Annotated in this window: 13 protein-coding genes; 3 read left to right on the top strand and 10 right to left on the bottom strand. The window is 43.2% G+C overall.

Features of this window, described 5'->3' with window-relative positions:
- Positions 1–571: 571 nt before the first annotated feature.
- The 6 genes from IEW93_RS15330 to IEW93_RS15305 form a co-directional block, all read right to left on the bottom strand.
- On the bottom strand, positions 572–1135 hold the full coding sequence (locus IEW93_RS15330) for a LutC/YkgG family protein (protein ID WP_188740171.1): 564 nt from the start codon (positions 1133–1135) through the stop codon (positions 572–574).
- Between the two features lies 1 nt (position 1136).
- Entirely contained in the window at positions 1137–2525 is a 1389-nt protein-coding gene (locus IEW93_RS15325; RefSeq protein WP_188740170.1) for a lactate utilization protein B, read from the bottom strand.
- A gap of 8 nt (positions 2526–2533) precedes the next feature.
- Positions 2534–3280, bottom strand: a complete 747-nt coding sequence (locus IEW93_RS15320) for a (Fe-S)-binding protein (protein WP_188740169.1) — start codon at positions 3278–3280, stop codon at positions 2534–2536.
- 649 nt (positions 3281–3929) lie between these two features.
- A complete protein-coding gene (locus IEW93_RS15315; RefSeq protein ID WP_188740168.1) occupies positions 3930–4838 on the bottom strand; it encodes a DUF3307 domain-containing protein in 909 nt (302 codons plus the stop codon).
- Positions 4831–5481, bottom strand: coding sequence for a hypothetical protein (locus IEW93_RS15310; RefSeq protein WP_188740167.1), 651 nt, complete (start codon positions 5479–5481; stop codon positions 4831–4833). The genes IEW93_RS15315 and IEW93_RS15310 overlap by 8 nt, the downstream gene beginning before the upstream one ends.
- Before the next feature lie 249 nt (positions 5482–5730).
- Positions 5731–7497 (bottom strand): protein adenylyltransferase SelO, encoded by a 1767-nt coding sequence (locus tag IEW93_RS15305; RefSeq protein WP_188740166.1) that lies wholly within the window; start codon positions 7495–7497, stop codon positions 5731–5733.
- 1701 nt (positions 7498–9198) lie between these two features.
- Here IEW93_RS15305 and IEW93_RS15300 point away from each other — a divergent pair.
- Entirely contained in the window at positions 9199–9621 is a 423-nt protein-coding gene (locus tag IEW93_RS15300; RefSeq protein ID WP_188740165.1) for a GNAT family N-acetyltransferase, read from the top strand.
- Positions 9622–9700: 79 nt separating this feature from the next.
- Here the strand turns inward: IEW93_RS15300 and IEW93_RS15295 are convergent, their stop codons facing one another.
- The gene (locus IEW93_RS15295; RefSeq protein ID WP_188740164.1) at positions 9701–11335 is read right to left on the bottom strand and encodes an FAD-binding oxidoreductase; all 1635 of its coding nucleotides are present in this window, start codon (positions 11333–11335) and stop codon (positions 9701–9703) included.
- 70 nt (positions 11336–11405) lie between these two features.
- Entirely contained in the window at positions 11406–12032 is a 627-nt protein-coding gene (locus IEW93_RS15290; protein WP_188740163.1) for a glutathione S-transferase family protein, read from the bottom strand.
- Between the two features lie 133 nt (positions 12033–12165).
- On the opposite strand from IEW93_RS15290, the gene IEW93_RS15285 reads away from it, so the two are divergent.
- Positions 12166–12741 carry a CGNR zinc finger domain-containing protein gene (locus IEW93_RS15285; protein WP_188740162.1) on the top strand — a complete coding sequence of 192 codons (576 nt, stop codon included), beginning with the start codon at positions 12166–12168 and terminating at the stop codon, positions 12739–12741.
- 220 nt (positions 12742–12961) lie between these two features.
- On the opposite strand, the gene IEW93_RS15280 is transcribed toward IEW93_RS15285, so the two are convergent.
- Positions 12962–13540, bottom strand: coding sequence for a tetratricopeptide repeat protein (locus tag IEW93_RS15280; RefSeq protein ID WP_188740161.1), 579 nt, complete (start codon positions 13538–13540; stop codon positions 12962–12964).
- 102 nt (positions 13541–13642) lie between these two features.
- Here IEW93_RS15280 and IEW93_RS15275 point away from each other — a divergent pair, with 102 nt between their 5' ends.
- Complete coding sequence (locus IEW93_RS15275) at positions 13643–14746, top strand: ISAs1 family transposase (protein ID WP_188740147.1); 1104 nt, start codon at positions 13643–13645, stop codon at positions 14744–14746.
- On the opposite strand, the gene IEW93_RS15270 is transcribed toward IEW93_RS15275, so the two are convergent.
- The gene (locus tag IEW93_RS15270; RefSeq protein ID WP_188740160.1) at positions 14718–15455 is read right to left on the bottom strand and encodes a tetratricopeptide repeat protein; all 738 of its coding nucleotides are present in this window, start codon (positions 15453–15455) and stop codon (positions 14718–14720) included. The two genes, IEW93_RS15275 and IEW93_RS15270, sit on opposite strands and share 29 nt — an antisense overlap.
- Positions 15456–16408 lie beyond the last annotated feature (953 nt).

The following is a 16408-nucleotide window of genomic DNA, read 5'->3' as shown; positions in this document are numbered from 1 at the left end:
ATGGGTTTACCGCGTGTCATAGAAGTGATTTCATTGAGTATCGTTACCTCACTCCCTAGTTTTGTTTAGCTAGATAGTCTCAACCACTTTTGATCTAGTGTGGCAGCAGACCATAAAAAGCTCAAACACCTGGATCCCGGCTCAAAGGCATTGCCGGGACGACGTGTGAGTTAGGTCGACGTGAATGTAGCTACCAAGCTTTGTCTAAAAATGCGTTAAATCTCTCAATGACAAACAAGGTTAAATCGAAGATACCCATACGGCGGATGTAACCGCGGCTATGACCTTCGAAAACATGGATGTTTTCGCAGAGCGCCCAGGGATGGGTTTACCGCGTGTCATAGAAGTGATTTCATTGAGTATCGCCACCTCACTCCCTAGTTTTATTTAGTGAGTTGGGTTGATGTGTGAGTTAGGTCGACGTGAGAGCTGGGGCGATATTTGAGTTGAGGCGACGAGAAACTAGCTAACACGCTTTTGCTCGAAAACAGATGCAAAGCACTTATCTAAGCTGGCTCATGTTAGCAACTTAACATGAGCCAGCCTTGCACCTATTTACCTTCGGATAACACTAATACAAATACACCTGTAGGCTGCATGCACCGTGCGCCCCCACAACCAGTGCTTGTTCAATATCTGCCGTTTTAGATGGGCCTGCTACAAACACACCTAATTCTCCTTGTGCTAAAGACACTTGATTCACAGCTTGGTGCATATTAGCCACCAGCGCCTTTTCAGGTAAGGCTAAAATCAAGTTCTCACAAATAAAAGGCGTCACCCGGTGCTGCGTTTGGCTCACCCAAATAGCGCCGTTTTCAGCAACACCTAACTCCCCCGCTAAAATGGCATAATCAATATCTGCCAATTCATGAGCCGTATTCGGTACTTGACGATTACCGTTAACCCCCTCAACCAATGACAAGACTTGTAAACCTTGCGCCATTAATTCATCGACTTTGGCTTGTAATGCCGCCAAACCGCCTTGTTGATGTAATTCTCCCGCAACAGTAGCGAGGCTTGCAGCAAAGGTGTCAACTAAAGGCTGTGGTGTCACCTCTATATCGATTACGGGCATCGGATGAGCGGTTAATGCTGACTGTTTTAACGCTGATAAAATACTGTTTTTGCTCGACATATTAACGACTCCGATTTTTAGCATACCAAGTAGCAAAGCTTGACTCTGGCGCAACAGGCAACTCGCGATATTTACCCCAAGCACCACTAAATGGCTTAAGTAAACTGCCAGGTAACACACGCAAAGCCAGCCTTGCCGCAGACATTGACGTATTCATCATGGCTTCATTTGCCATAAATCGACCAACCAAAGGCATATAACCGCTTTTGCCATAAGGTAAAGTCTTAGCTTCTGCTTTTAAACGACGGTGATGAGCAATTATTTTGTCTAATGGCACCTTAGTTGGGCAAACATAAGTACAACTGCCACATAGGGTGCAGGCCCACGGAATTGAGTTTGTGTCGTCATGCTGCGCCCCAACTGCAATACCAATTGGCCCTGGGATGGTGTAGTTATAGCTGTAACCACCAGAGCGACGATAAACCGGACAGGTGTTTAAACAACCACCGCAGCGGATACACTTCAATGATTCGGCTAAAATTTTATCCTTCATCATTTCAGTACGGCCATTATCAACAATGATCACGTGCATCTCACCGCCCTGTTGCGGACCACGGTAAAATGATGAATAGGTGGTAACCGGTTGCCCTGTCGCATTACGAGCTAAAGTACGCAGCAATACACCTGCGGCATCCATATTCGGCACCACTTTGTCGATACCCATAGAATGCAGTTGCAGTTTAGGCAAGTTAGCACCCATATCGGCATTGCCTTCGTTGGTACACACCACAACAGCGCCTTTATCTGCAATGGCCATGTTAACGCCAGTCATTGCTGCTTCAGCCGTTAAAAACTTCTCTCTTAAATGGGCGCGGGCAGCACGGGTTAAATACAATGGGTCTGATTCACCCTTTTTAGTGCCCAATTGTTGATGAAACAACTCACCCACTTCTTGTTTTTTCATGTGGATGGCGGGCACCACAATGTGCGATGGCGGCATCTTAGCTAACTGAATGATCCGTTCACCCAAATCAGTATCCACAACTTCAATACCGTGCTGTTCTAAAAATGGGTTCATGTGGCATTCTTCGGTAAGCATCGATTTAGATTTAACTAAACGTTTAACCTGATGCTTTGCCAATATATTTAATACAATTTGGTTATGCTCTTGGCCATCTTTGGCCCAATGCACCACAATACCATTGGCTTGGCATTGTTGTTCAAATTGCTGCAGGTAATCTGTTAGGTGAGTTAAGGTATGCAGCTTAAGCTCTGAGCCAAGTTGTCTTAATTGCTCCCACTCTGGAATACTCGTCGCAGCACGGTCACGCTTTTCACGCAGTAACCATAAGGCTTTTGAGTGCCAATCGACACGGGTTTCGTCACGGCAAAATATATCCGCTTTATGTGAATGCACCTTTGAGCCAGATGCAGAATATAATTCAGTCATGGTGTCTCCTAGAGGGCATCGTTAATGATTTGAGCAATATGGCGGGTTTCAATGGCCAATAATTGACGGCGGATCATGCCGTCTAAATGCAATAAGCAAGATGGGTCAAAACCTACAGCATATTGGGCCCCCGTTGCGGCGTGAGCCTGAGCTTTATCTTTACCCATTTTGGCCGACACAGCGCCCTCATCAACCGCAAAGGTTCCGCCAAAGCCACAGCATTCATCAATACGCTCCGGATAAACAATCTCAAGCCCTGCAATCTTGCCTAATACGGCCTCGACTTTATTAAAACGCTGTTTACCCATTTCCTCTGTTGGTGTGGCCAAGTTGAGCATACGGATACCGTGACAGCTCATTTGCAGGCTGATTTTTTTGTTTATTGGTCGTGCAAAATGTTCAATTGGCGCAATATCATGTAAAAACTCGGTCAACTCATAGAGTTTATTAATCACATCTTGAGCCTCTTGGCTGCTGTCAAACTCATGAAAGTTTTCTTTGGCTGCAACCAGGCAACTCGCAGCAGGGCAAACAATGGCGTCACATTCAACACCTTTAAAGGCGTTAAGCAACTTAAGCGTGGTTTTTTTGGCTTCAGTAAAACAACCCGAATTGGTCATGGGTTGGCCACAACAGGTTTGCCCTTGCGGAAAAACCACTTCATGCCCCAGCTTCTCCAACACTTGCAGAGTCGCGATGGCCACTTCTGGCATCATTTGATTAACTAAACACGGAATAAATAGCGCTATTTTCATAAGATAGTATGTTCCCCAAACGCGTTAATACTCATTAACTTAGCAAACTGTTTTCGCCCAAGTTAATGGTTAACGACTTATTATCGAGTCAACAATGTATGCTTATACCCTTATAAAATGTAGTGCTTATTTAGCAAATATCGCGACAGACTTTTTCATTTTTATGGTGAATAGATCAACAACAATGACATAAATAGTGCGATTTTTAACCTCACGTCAACGATGCCTGCGACACAATGTCGCAGATAGTGCTTTTATGATTGTGACTTTTTCATCAATTTTGCAAAATCAACTTAAGGGTAACGTCAGTGACTTCCCCCTTTTTAACAATCTTGCTAAATGGACTTATTCACACTGATGTTAATCTAGCGGGTACAACGCTTTGGCATTGTTTGATTTTATTAGGGCTGAATTTAATCTTGATTGAGAAAAACTTAATTGAAATTACAGTAACGCTTAATTGAATATAATCAACTGTCTACACAATGCTTGGTGACTATACTCAGCGTTTATCTGTTATGGGAATGGAGATAAACGCTGATTATAGGTATCGCTTTTAATCTGCATAAGATTATCGAGCCTCTATCGTTTTAGAGGCTTTTTTTTATGATTTTTTCTTGCCATCACAATAGCGTCAGGCTGAGGTTATTTATTTCAGTTTTACACCTAAACCCAATGACACTATCGCCCCTATTAGGGTTGTGATCACCACCGACAGTAATGAGCCAATCAATACATACTCTGTCATGCTACGGTTAGCTGATTGATTTAACTCACCAAATCTGAATATCGACTTAGCGGCTAATACAACCCCCACAGCGGCATAGCTGCCCACCAGCGTAAACGTCAGTATTAATAATCGCTCTAGGTAACCAATCAACTCGCCACCGGCAACTAAACCACTGACATTCGTCGACTCATCTTTAGCAGGACTAACAGAGGTAACAGGCGCAGCAGCACTGTTCATGACGGTTTGAGTGACGGTTTGAGTATCCGTTAGAGCTTGAGTATCCGTTACCGCTTGAGTATCAGCTTCTGTTTTTGCTTCTGTTTTTACTTCATTAACGTCCACAGGGTTAACGATGGGATATTTGTTTAACACAGCACTTATTACAATGGATGTAGGCTTAAGGATCAGCAAATAAGCACACACCACTAACACGCCATTAGAGAAATGTTCATGCTGCAACACGGCATCAATCGATACCCCATCGGTGACATGAAACGCAATCGCTGCCAGTACCAACACATGCAAAGCCTGATCAATCACAAAGTAGGCTACATTATTGCCCTTGGGAGTGGTCACCTTCCATAAATCGATCACAAAATGCGTCACGGCAACAATCACAACGAGGCAAAGCGTTGAACGCCAATCAATGTTTAGCACCAACGCTGGCAGTATTAACCCTACGCCATGTAACACCGAGTGTAAGTACAACTTCGACGAACGATAAGTGTGCGCTTTTTTAGCTTCAATCCAGCTGTCAGGCTGAAGATAAAAATCACAGATAATGTGGATCAATAAAAATGGAATAAGCACGCCGAAAAAATCAGTCATAGTTGAGCCCCGCAACTTTGTCGACAAACCGACAATTAAGCTCATTAATCAATGGCCAACCTGATGCTTTAAGTGATTTACTGGTAGTAGCCGTCGCGATATCAAGCTTTTCTGCAAGCTCGCTAATTGATAAGTCTTCACGTGCTTGCAGCATGGGCAGCATGACTTCACATTGACGCGCGGTTAGTTCGGTCAGTTGTTTATCAAGGTACTTAACCAACAAGTCAAAATACTCTGCCAATGCTACGTTATCTGAGCTGAACAATAATCTGTCATGCTTAAGGCCATTAAGCCCTCGCCCAGAAAGCACAAAGGCAGGCCCCATTGACTCAGACACCGACTCACGTAACTCAGCATGTGCAGCAATAGCAAAACTAATGCGGCTATCAAAGGCTTTACCCAGCGCTTTTATGCCAATGCGGTAGATAATGGTGTATCTCAACGCATTTTCAATATCATGCACCACAGACTGAAATTCATCTCCGCGCTCAATACTGTGTGCATTGGCGCTATGCCCTTTACTTATCCATGTCTGGATAGATTTAATCCGTTCAAGCAGATGCTCAAATTGAGTTGATGTAAGCTTGGTTGAATCAACAACATCGCCGACAATTACCGCGATAGGCTTATAGGTAGGCTCCACATAACGCTCCTTTGTTTGCAGACTGACACTAATTTAGCCACTTTCGGCTAATAATGCAAATTTAGCCTTTTTTGGCTAATAGCGGTTAAGAACACGAGTCTCATCGATAGATTTAGCCGTTAATGGCTAAACGTTAACATTTAGCCATTTTTAGCTAATCTCAATGACACTGTAGCGTCTCAGTTAACTTGAGCGAGACCAAACAAGTGCATTGAGCGTCACGCCTGTTATACCACTATCACCTCAGCGTTATGACGAGCAGCTTAAATGCGAGCAGCCACCAACGCCAAAAAACTCAGATGCCTTGAGTCGATAGTATTTGTCTTCCATTTCTTGAGACTGCTCAGCGTATGGCTGGGTCATCACCTTCTGCAATTCACGCATCAAGGTATAATCACCCTGGCTCGCTTGTTGGTATGCCGGCACCAGTAACCATTCGCGCAAGCTATACTTAGGGTTAACCTGTTTCATCTGCTTAACGATTTCGTAACGGCTGCGAGTCAATACGCTAGTGGCATCGCTAGCTTCATTGCTAGAGGCATCGCTATTGGCTTCTTTACCAAGCAGCGATTGCCACTGTGCTAGCCACGCCACCCAACGTTGTTCCAACCCTTTTGGTGCTTGCGATAAATCTCGATAAAAGCTTTTTGCCAGTGGGCCAATATCATCAGGTAAGGATGAAAGCTCACGGAAAAACAGGGTGTAATCCACTGGTGTTTGCTGCATCAATGTTTCAAGCTCATTAAATAGCGCGGCATCAAACGAGTTAAGCCCAAGCTTGCTCGCCCACATCTGCTCCATTTGGGTTTGCATCTGGGTAGCAAAATCATTAACCAATTGTTGAAGTTCATCTAAACCATCAGCTTCATTTGCTAGCAATGGACTTAATGCGGTACAAAACATCAAGTAGTTTCGCTCAGCCGCAGCGTCTTGATTTAAAAAGGCAAAGTGCTGCCCGCCGCCGGTCCACGGTTGATATTGTGGGTTAAACACATCACAAAAACCAAACGGGCCGTAATCCAGGGTAAAGCCACCGGCGGCGCAATTATCACTATTAAAGTTACCCTGGCAATAACCCACGCGAACCCAGTTAGCCACCAGAGACGTTAAACGGTTACGAAACTCACTTGCAAGCTTGAGTACTTTATCGCGCAGGCAAAGTTGCGGGTCGATAACATCTGCGTATTCACGATCAATTAAATGCAGCACCAACTGCTCAAGCTCTGCCATCGCTTGGGGATGTTCATGTTTGCGAGCACGGCGACCAAAGAGCTCAAGCTGCCCTACCCGAATAAATGACGGCGCTACACGAGTCGAAATTGCCACGGCTTCGGTGATCATTCGGTCAGGATCTTGCTCACGCGAGCCCTCAGAGTACCAAGGCCGCTGCACCGTTTCGGTTTTAGACACATATAAACTGAGCGAGCGCGACGTGGGCACACCCAGCGCGTGCATGTGTTCTTGTGCTAAAAACTCACGCACACTCGAGCGCAATACCGCACGGCCATCGGCTCCACGGCAATATGGCGTACGGCCACCGCCTTTAAGTTGCATCTCCCAACGCTTGCCATTGATAAGCGCTTCAACCACCGACACCGCTCGGCCGTCGCCGTAGCCATTACCGGTTCTAAATGGGCATTGTTGAATGTATTCTGTGCCATAAATAGACAAGGCATAACCGCACGCCCACCCCACTTTACTCATTGGCTCAGGGACGTTTGACAGATCACCAGAGAATAAGCGCATAAAATCGGCAGACTGCGCCATGCTATCGGCAAAACCCAGCTCACTAAAAAAGCGGCTGCTGTGGGCAATGTATTCAGGATGTTCAATCGGTGTGGGGTTAACGGGAACATAGTGGCCCGAAAAGACTTGCCTAGGCCTATGATCAACACCATCAGATGTTGCGTCAGGATCGCGGTTAAGCGTATTCATCAATGAATAGTCAACCAACTGAGCGAGAGCGCCGACTGTCTCGACAGTAACGGGTGTTTGCAGGGACTGTTGATGAGTCATAGAGATACCTTGTTGTTTGAGTCGAAGGGATGTTTGTTATGGTCAAGCTCCCCCACGGTATGGTTTATCGTGTCGACGATGATTTGTTCGAGTTCTAGAAGCGGATCTTTTCAGCAAATATGTAGAAAGCCTGCACTGTAATAGTTGAAAGAGCCTTAAAGAAACAAATCTATGGTAACGACAGCTTGTACTAATGAAAAGCAGACTTTGCGATATCGACAAAAGTGATAATTTGTCATAGGGATAAGGTGTGTTTTTATACGTTGTACTTATGTACTTATGGCCACTAACGACGTGGCGCTTCGCTGACTCCAAAGTTGGATTAAATGTTACTCTGATTCAATTAAGATTCATTAACCGTCGTCCCGGCAACGCTTTTGAGCCGGGATCCAGGTGTTTGTTTTGTTGCTTTATGGCCTGCGGCCACTAACGTAGTGACGCTTCGCCCACTCGGGGTTAGATTAAATGTTACTCTGATTCAATTAAGATTCATTAACAGTCGTCCCGGCAACGGTTTTAAGCCGGGATCCAGGTGTTTGCTTCTACTTTTGTACTTATGGCCTACGGCCACTAACGTCGTGGCGCTTCGCCCACTCGGGGTTAGATTAAATGTTACTCTGATTCAATTAAGATTCATTAACCGTCGTCCCGGCAATGCTTTTAAGCCGGGATCCAGGTGTTTGTTTTGTGCTTTTGTACTTATGGCCTACAAACACTAACGTCGTGGCGCTTCGCTGACTCCAGAGTTGGATTAAATGTTACTCTGATTCAATTAAGTTTCATTAGTCGTCGTCCCGGCAACGCTTTTGAGCCGGGATCCAGGTGTTTGCTTCTACTTTAGTACTTATGGCCTGCGGCCACTAGCGTCGTGGCGCTTCGCCAATTGTAAAGCATGTAACTGTAAGGTTTTATTTGGCTTCAACATGGCATTCACTTACCGACACGCGCGAGTACATCCATGTAGCTCGACCGACCCGTCCATGGGTCGGACGGTCGGCTCGCAAACCACCATGATGAAGCTGTCAATGTTTGTCTTATCAGCAAGTTTTAAAGAATAGTTTAGTGAGGTGCATGCGTTGGTCAGGTCATGTATTCTATTGTAGAAAGTCTTCAACGGCCTCAAGTTCAGAGTTGAATTTGGGCTGTTTGCAAGCAATATACGTAACTTATCCATGTACACAGATTGTGTTTAAAATATGGCCACTTAACGTCGTCCCGGCAATGCTTTTGAGCCGGGATCCAGGTGTTTGTTCTGCTTTGTTCTTTTTACATTTAAGGCCTGCGACCACTCACGACGTGTCGCAACGTCTAGCGTTAATCTGCATCTTAACTGACTTTAAAATGCCAGATAAATATCCTGTGTAAGCCATATTCCTCACCTTTATGTTGTGTGTACTGTAAACAAAAACAGTTGTAATGGTTTTTAGTGTTTTTTTTAGTTAAATCGGCTAGTAAGTAAACTAAAGCAGTACGGTAAACAATTTGTTTATCTTTTAACACACTGAAATAAATTGACTTTTATTTGTTGCAGCATCTTGGGACTACTTTTAATGCGCAGCCTACTTTTATTTGTCAGTAGAGTTAAATAAAACTGCTTTACATCAAGAAGATAGTAAATGTAGGATGTTAATAATCAATAAGTTAAAGGGCCGACTTTAATTTTTCATTTGCCCTTCAATAAGCTGTTAGGAGACTAGATCGGTGGTTACATTCAGACCAGCTAAGGATTTGGCAAAAGCAGCAAATCTTACTCTGACGAATATGCGCCCATATTACGAACAATACTCTGTAGATTGGGATGAAGCTCAGATTGAGCAAATGACACAAGAGCTTGTGAACTTTGATATTTTGTTTGAAGAAAAGCTTGTTGGTGTCATTAGATTATCTTTCGACACTGAAGAGTGCTGGGTACGTGATTTGCAAGTGGATCAGAGTTATCAGAACCGAGGGATTGGCTCAATCGCTCTTGCTGAGGCGGAACGTCTGGCTAAAGATCACTGTTCTCAAATTTTGAAACTTAGGGTGTTTAAAAATAGCCCTGCCATTCATTTGTATAAGCGGCAAGGGGTTGTTTTAACTTGTGAAGATGAACGAATTTGCTACATGAGTCGTGCCGTCTCCTAATAAGCAAATTTTATCGCCAGCAAAAAACGCTGGCTGCGACGTCAACCCGCTTCGCGGCTTTTCGCGCTAAATTTGGGCGTTAGTTGGCACTACCAAAAGTTTCAAAATGAATTCGATCAGTAGACACTCCTGCCGCCTCAAGCCCACGCTGAAGCTCAGCGATAAAGGTCAGAGGGCCGCAAAGTAAATAATGTGCAGAAGGTTCTGCACAAATACCAATTAGATCTTCTGCGGTGATTCTACCTTTAATGTCATAGTCCTGTCCTATGACATCATTTTTATCCGGTTCGCTGTAGTAGATGATTTGTTGTAGCTTGTCGTTGTGCTCAATCAGTTGATAGATCTCTTCACGGATTGCATGACTGGTGCTGTTTTGTGTGCCATGGATAAACCATCCTTGCCTTTTTTCGTTTGATATTTGGTGTAGCATCGGCACCATCGGGGTCAGTCCTACTCCCGCACTAATTAAAACCAACGGGGATTCTTTATCGGGAATGTTAAAATCACCGGAGGGAGGTTGAGTTATGATTTGCATGCCAACCTTCAGCTCATCATGAAGATATCGGGATGCTTTTCCGTGTTCCTCCCGTTTTACGCTAATTCTGTAATGTGATAAATCGAAAGGGGAACTGGACAAAGAATAAGATCGATTGACGATATTTGAATCTCCGGGAATCCTAATTTCGATAGGTAAATGCTGACCTGCTTTAAAAGGTTTAAGGCGGCGACCATCAGTTGAGACAAAGTAGAACGAGGTTATGGTGCTGGACTCTACAGTGCGTTTAACTAACTTTAGGTTCATAGTGCTGTCTTGCTGAGCTGTCCAGCGCAGCGCTATGGCTTGAGGACGTTCGATGACGGTATCAATCTCTACATTGATTAGACGCAATACGCCCGTTTTTTCAGGATGAGGAGGCGCCCATTCTACGCTGGCTTTTCCCGTGATATGCAGCAGACTGCCGGAGTTGAAGTCGATAAATAACAGGCCAATTTTCGGGTTGAGAATTAGGTTACCAATAGTATTAAAAAAGTTGTTTCCTGCGTAGTCAGGGATCTGCAACGTATTTTTATCTAACACGCGAACAAAACCAGGCTCGCCGCCTCGATGCGAGGCATCGTAGCCGCTTGAGGGCGTATCTTCTTCGCGCATTTGCCCCGAACCAATGAACATCGTGTCCGCCATTTCTATCTGAACGACTTGGGCTTCTGTCAGTGCGGCTGACTGTATAACGGTAGGCGAATCATCGCGTACATCACGAGACCAATGGCGGGGGTGGATATATTGTGGGCAATTGCCAAAAGTTTGACTGATATCGATACTAAAACCATTTCCGTCGGGTCGCACATAGCCACTAAAACGATTGCGGCGGCGGGTGGCAAGTTCAATACCAAGCACACCAATGTGACTTCCGACTTGGAAGCTTTGTGCAAGTGGGTCGTTGGCATCTATCACGGGGTTCAGCTTTAGATGATGCGGATCGGGGGACTGTACAAAGCCCTCTTCACCTTCGATCAGTGTCACCCAGATTTTCCCGGCTTCATCTGCCCCGGCGACAATCAAGAAGGGGAGTTGTGTATGGAATGTTCGATGCTGATCTGGCAAGTACTTGCGGATAAAACCTTTCACCCTTTGTGCAAGATCGTGTACACCCACTCTGGCCTGCGCTTCCAGTTCTCCGGCATGAAATGGGGTGTCAGTATTAAGACGTGGCATGGTGTGCTCCCTATAGAGTGCTTGGATAAACACAGAAATAAACCAGACCTCAACGATCTGGTTGTAACGACTAAGACAAGGCGGGAATCGGTGATTTCGCCATCGCAATGAAATGAGGCTGAGCTTCTATCCGGGCAAGCCATGCAAGAATATTGGGGTATGACTTCAGATCAACACCACCCTCTGGCGCATGAGCTATGTAGCTATAACCCGCAACATCCGCAATAGTAATGTGTTCAGCTGCTAACCACTCGCGTTCGCTTAGGTGCGTGTCCATGATTTTGAATAATGCATGAGCTTTGCTGATGGCAGCCTCATGATCTAATGGTGCGCCAAAGACTGTCACCAAACGCGCGGCACAGGGGCCGGAGTATATATTGTCTGCAGCGACCGATAGCCAGCGTTGTACTTCGGCAGCTGTTTTTGGTGCTTTTGGCATCCAGTCAGACTCACTGGCGTATTGCTGAACCAAATATACAAGGATTGCATTGCTGTCAGAGAGTATGAATCCAGCATCATCAATAGCCGGCACTAACCCAAAAGGGCTGATTTTCAGGTAGTCCGGTTTTTTGTGCTCACCGTTTTGCATATCTAAATCAATCGTTTCATAGGGTAGCTTCAGAAATGCAAGCATCAATTCGACACGGTGACAGTGACCGGATTTTGGATTGCGATAGAGTTTGATAGGGGTAAACATGTGTTTCTCCAGTTTAGATATAAAGGATGAAAATTCGATCTTGGCCAAATAGAGATCTAACCGTTTAAATACTTCTATATAGGTTAGCTTATGATTGATTGACTAACCTGTCAACAGGTGCAATAATGGTTACATGAATATTCATGACAAAAAATTTGCCCTCTTGGGCAACAATCTGGCCATTGACTTTATCAACACTCAAGTGATCCAAAATGGGGAGCTAGTCGATATGCTGGGCGTACCTGCGGACATCAATCATTGGGCGCAGCAAGTGGGGTATACTTTAACTAGCGACGTAACTATTAATGATTTGGCGACAGTGAAAATCTTGAGGGAAGGATTAAAAACGTTGGTTTTGGCCGCAATCGAAGGGACAAATCCTTCTAAAGACGAGCTGGTTATTCTCAATTACTATTTAGAAGAGCATAGAACTCATCAGCAACTGGAAATCAATCCGGAAACTGGCGAGCTAAGGTTGGCAGTGAATAACAATAAAGCGCATCTTTCCTCGCTACTGGCAAATGTGGCCTATGAGGGTGCGCAGTTACTCGCGTCTTCTCAGGTTTCGTATGTAAAGTCCTGCAGTAACCCCGAATGCGTGCTGTTATTTTTGGATACATCTAGAACAAAAAGGCGACGTTGGTGCAGTATGGATACCTGTGGAAACCGTGCAAAAGTAGCCAGGCATTATAGAAAAGAAACACAGTAAGCTATCTTTACATTGTGATTATATCGCTTTCATAGACCCGTATGTGCTTGGCTCATGCAACTAATCGGGTAGCCAGAGGTATCTAGCCTCCAGCCCCCACACCACCCTGTATAAATTATGGCTAACTTTTTCTCTGCTAACTGTTTCTCTACGTAAACTACACAAAAAGAGATTATAACAACATTTACTTTCGATATCGCTGCTATTCAATCCCTGAACTCTATTCAAGTAACCCTTCTTTATTTATTCTACTATAGAAATCAACAATTCGTTGTCGTCCTTCATTATTGTCATTATAAGTTTCATTCTGAAACTTAACATCCTCAACAACTGATTTAACCTTTTTCTTTAAGCTAGCTAATTCATCTTTAGGTAAATTCATGACAAAATTAACTAATGGTTTATTATTTTCAGTAACTCCACCTTCTATACCAGCCAATATATACGTGAAAGAATAAATCTGGTTATATTGTCTATAATGGTTAGGATGTGGGCTTATAGATAATGCATTGTAATAGCTAGCTAATGCCATATCGTAGTCATCTATAGCCATATATGAAGCGGCTAGATTTTCGTAAGTAAAATCATCAGGCTTCTGATTTACCGCCATTGTCCCCCAATAAATTACGTCCTTGTTACATTTTTCATCACACTCAGAATCACCTTTGTTCGCTAACATTTTCTGACTTTCATAATCTCCTTTTAATGCCAAATTTGTTAATAAACTTTGTACTAAACTTTCATTTTTTTCATCATTTTTTAAGTATTTAAATAACAGGGGCTGATCATACTCGATCATTTTTCACACGTTATCTTTAAAAACAAAGAGATAAAAAAAGACTTGATTGATCTCGCCAGTGTGATCAAATAACCCTCTTTTTTCTTTGGCTCCCGACTTACTATGCTTAAACATCTTGATAAAATTACTGATTGCCGTTCCCATATAAATCAAGAACATGATGTCATTGATATCTGCTTTCTTGTACTTAGTGCTGTTATCTCAGGAGCCCAAAGTTGGGCTGATTGCCATGAGTTCGGCACATTGAAATTGGAATGGTTACGCCAACATCGCCCATTCGCTAATGGTATTCCCAGCCAGCAAAGCATTGGTCGCATTTTCAGAGGCGTATCTAAACAATCTCTACTTGATGCACTGATGAGTTGGGTGAATGAGCACCGCATCAATACAAGGCAATCATCGATAGCTATCGACGGTAAAGTACTTAAAGGCGCCAAAGCATCCGCTTCAAGCTCAGCGTTACACATGGTAACGGCTTATGATACAGAGTCAGGGTTGGTGTTTAATGCAAAATCAGGCGCGAGCAAAAAGAGTGAACTCAAACTCGTTCAAGAGTTACTCACATGCCTTGATTTGAAATCGGAATTACTGACATTTGATGCCCTTCACTGCCAAACGCAAACACTTGATTATATAGTGAAAGAAGGTGGTGATTGCATTCTTCAAGTGAAAGGTAATCAGCCCAAACTCTACGAGTCTGTACAGGCACAATTTGCTGATTATATTGAAAAGTATCCTGATGCTGAATGTTATACGCAAGATGATAATGGCCATGGTCGAGTTGAAAAACGGATAACGTTTCAGTGTCCGTTAAATTTACCCGACGAAATGAAGATGAAATGGCCTCAACTAAAAACATTAATAGCAGTAGAACGTCATCGAAAAGTGGGTAACAAAACCAGTATAGACACGCACTTTTATGTGAGTAGTGCCGTGATGACTTCAAAGGCATTTGGATGCGCAATTCGGGCGCATTGGCAAACAGAAAACAATCAGCATTGGCTTTTAGACACGCTATTTCAAGAAGATAAGCAAAAAATGTATGATGAGGATGGTGCCAGTATTCTGGCTATTTTAAGGCGATGGGCACTCAACTTAGTGAAGCTTCATCCAGCTAAAACAAGCCAGAATCAGAAATTTAATCGAGCTTGCTGGAGTGACGATTTCAGAGAAGAGATTATTTTCGGTACTGGTCAAAAAGTGTAATCAGCCCCTGTTTAAATAAAGGTCTACAACAAAAGCCCATATTTACTTTGATCAACAATTTTGTTGCTTCAACATTATTTAACTTAACCAATTCATTTAGAATAGCATATGCTTTTTCGACGTTTTGCGTAGTTGCAGCAGTACCATACTCATATAATTTCATAAGTTCTAGCATACTTTTTTCGTCTTTTTGGGTGGCACCACTCTCTGCTAACTGGAATGCTTTTTCAAAATAAGAATATGCTTTAAGTGGATCAGGTGTTACTACTCCGTCAACTCCAGTTGTAAATGCATTCCCTAACAATATATTAGCCAGTACACTAGAGCTGGCCTGTTCTAAAGACTTATCAAAAATATTTTTATATAGTTTTTTTACAGTTTCTTTATTAGGTTCTAATAACAATCGATTTTTAGAATAGATGCTACTAATATCATTAACCCCAGTCTCATACAACCTAGCTAACATTTGAATTGCTTCTAGATTTCCCATAGCAGCAGATTTTTGTATGTATTGAATAGTTTTACGATAATTTTTTTTAGTACCTAACCCATTTCTGTAAGCATATGCAACTTCAACCATGGCTGACGTATCCCCAGACTCTGATAGTAAAACATTTTTATTGAACTCAGAGGTAAGGGACAAGTCTTGTGAAGCATTTACTGTTCCAGTAACTAAAAACATGATTAAAAATATATAGTTTCTAAACATGAAATAACATCCTTTTTGTAATGTTCAGATTAATTATTCACCCATTTACTATTTAAACGAGTATCTGTTCTCTAACTAGCGGCTAGTGCAAATGAAAACTATCGTTTTTTAGAGCAGTTCTAACACTTCCACGAACCACACTATGAATCAGTAAAATGACTTATCGAGATGAATATGGCAACTAAAAAATCCACAAAATTGCTGTAGAGAACAATAAGTTTAGTAATTTAGTGGAGTCAGGGTAAACTTTTATAAAAACACTTCAATACTTGTCCCTAAAGCTAATTTATATCCAGAAATGCGTTAAATCTCTCAACAACAAACAAGGTTAAATCGAAGATAGCTATACGGCGGATGTAATCGCGGCTATGACCTTCGAAAACATGGATGTTTTCGTAGAGCGCCCAGGGATGGGTTTACCGCGTGTCATAGAAGTGATTTCATTGAGCATCGTTGCCTACTGGTAAAATAAAACCACACACTGTAAATCCAACAAAAAAGTTCAAAGCAAAAATAACACCTGGGTCCCGGCTCAAAAGCATTACCGGGACGACGTGAATGTAGTTATCAAGGTTTGCGTTAGAACGTTCAATTACAAACAAGGTTGAATCGAAGATACCCATACGGCGGATGTCATCGCGGCTATGACCTTCGAAAACATGGATGTTTTCGTAGAGCGCCCATGGATGGGTTTACCGCGTGTCATAGAAGTGATTTCATTGAGTACCAATCTCACACCCTAGTTTTGTTTGAGTTAGATAGTATCTAAAATAGTGCCCTACTTTCGTTGACTACTCTTGCTCTGGTGTGGGCGAAGCGCCACGACGTTAGTGGCCGTAGGCCATAAGTACAAAAAGCAAAGCAAAACACCTGGGTCCCGTCTCAAAAGCCTTACCCGGACGACGTGTGAGAACGGGACGATATTAGAGTTGAGGCGACGAGAAACTAGCTAA

It is taken from the genome of Shewanella inventionis, assembly GCF_014641855.1.
GTDB classification, from domain to species: domain Bacteria; phylum Pseudomonadota; class Gammaproteobacteria; order Enterobacterales; family Shewanellaceae; genus Shewanella; species Shewanella inventionis.
The sequence above is the reverse complement of the archived record's forward strand: the minus strand, read 5'-3'. Positions and strand labels throughout refer to the sequence as shown.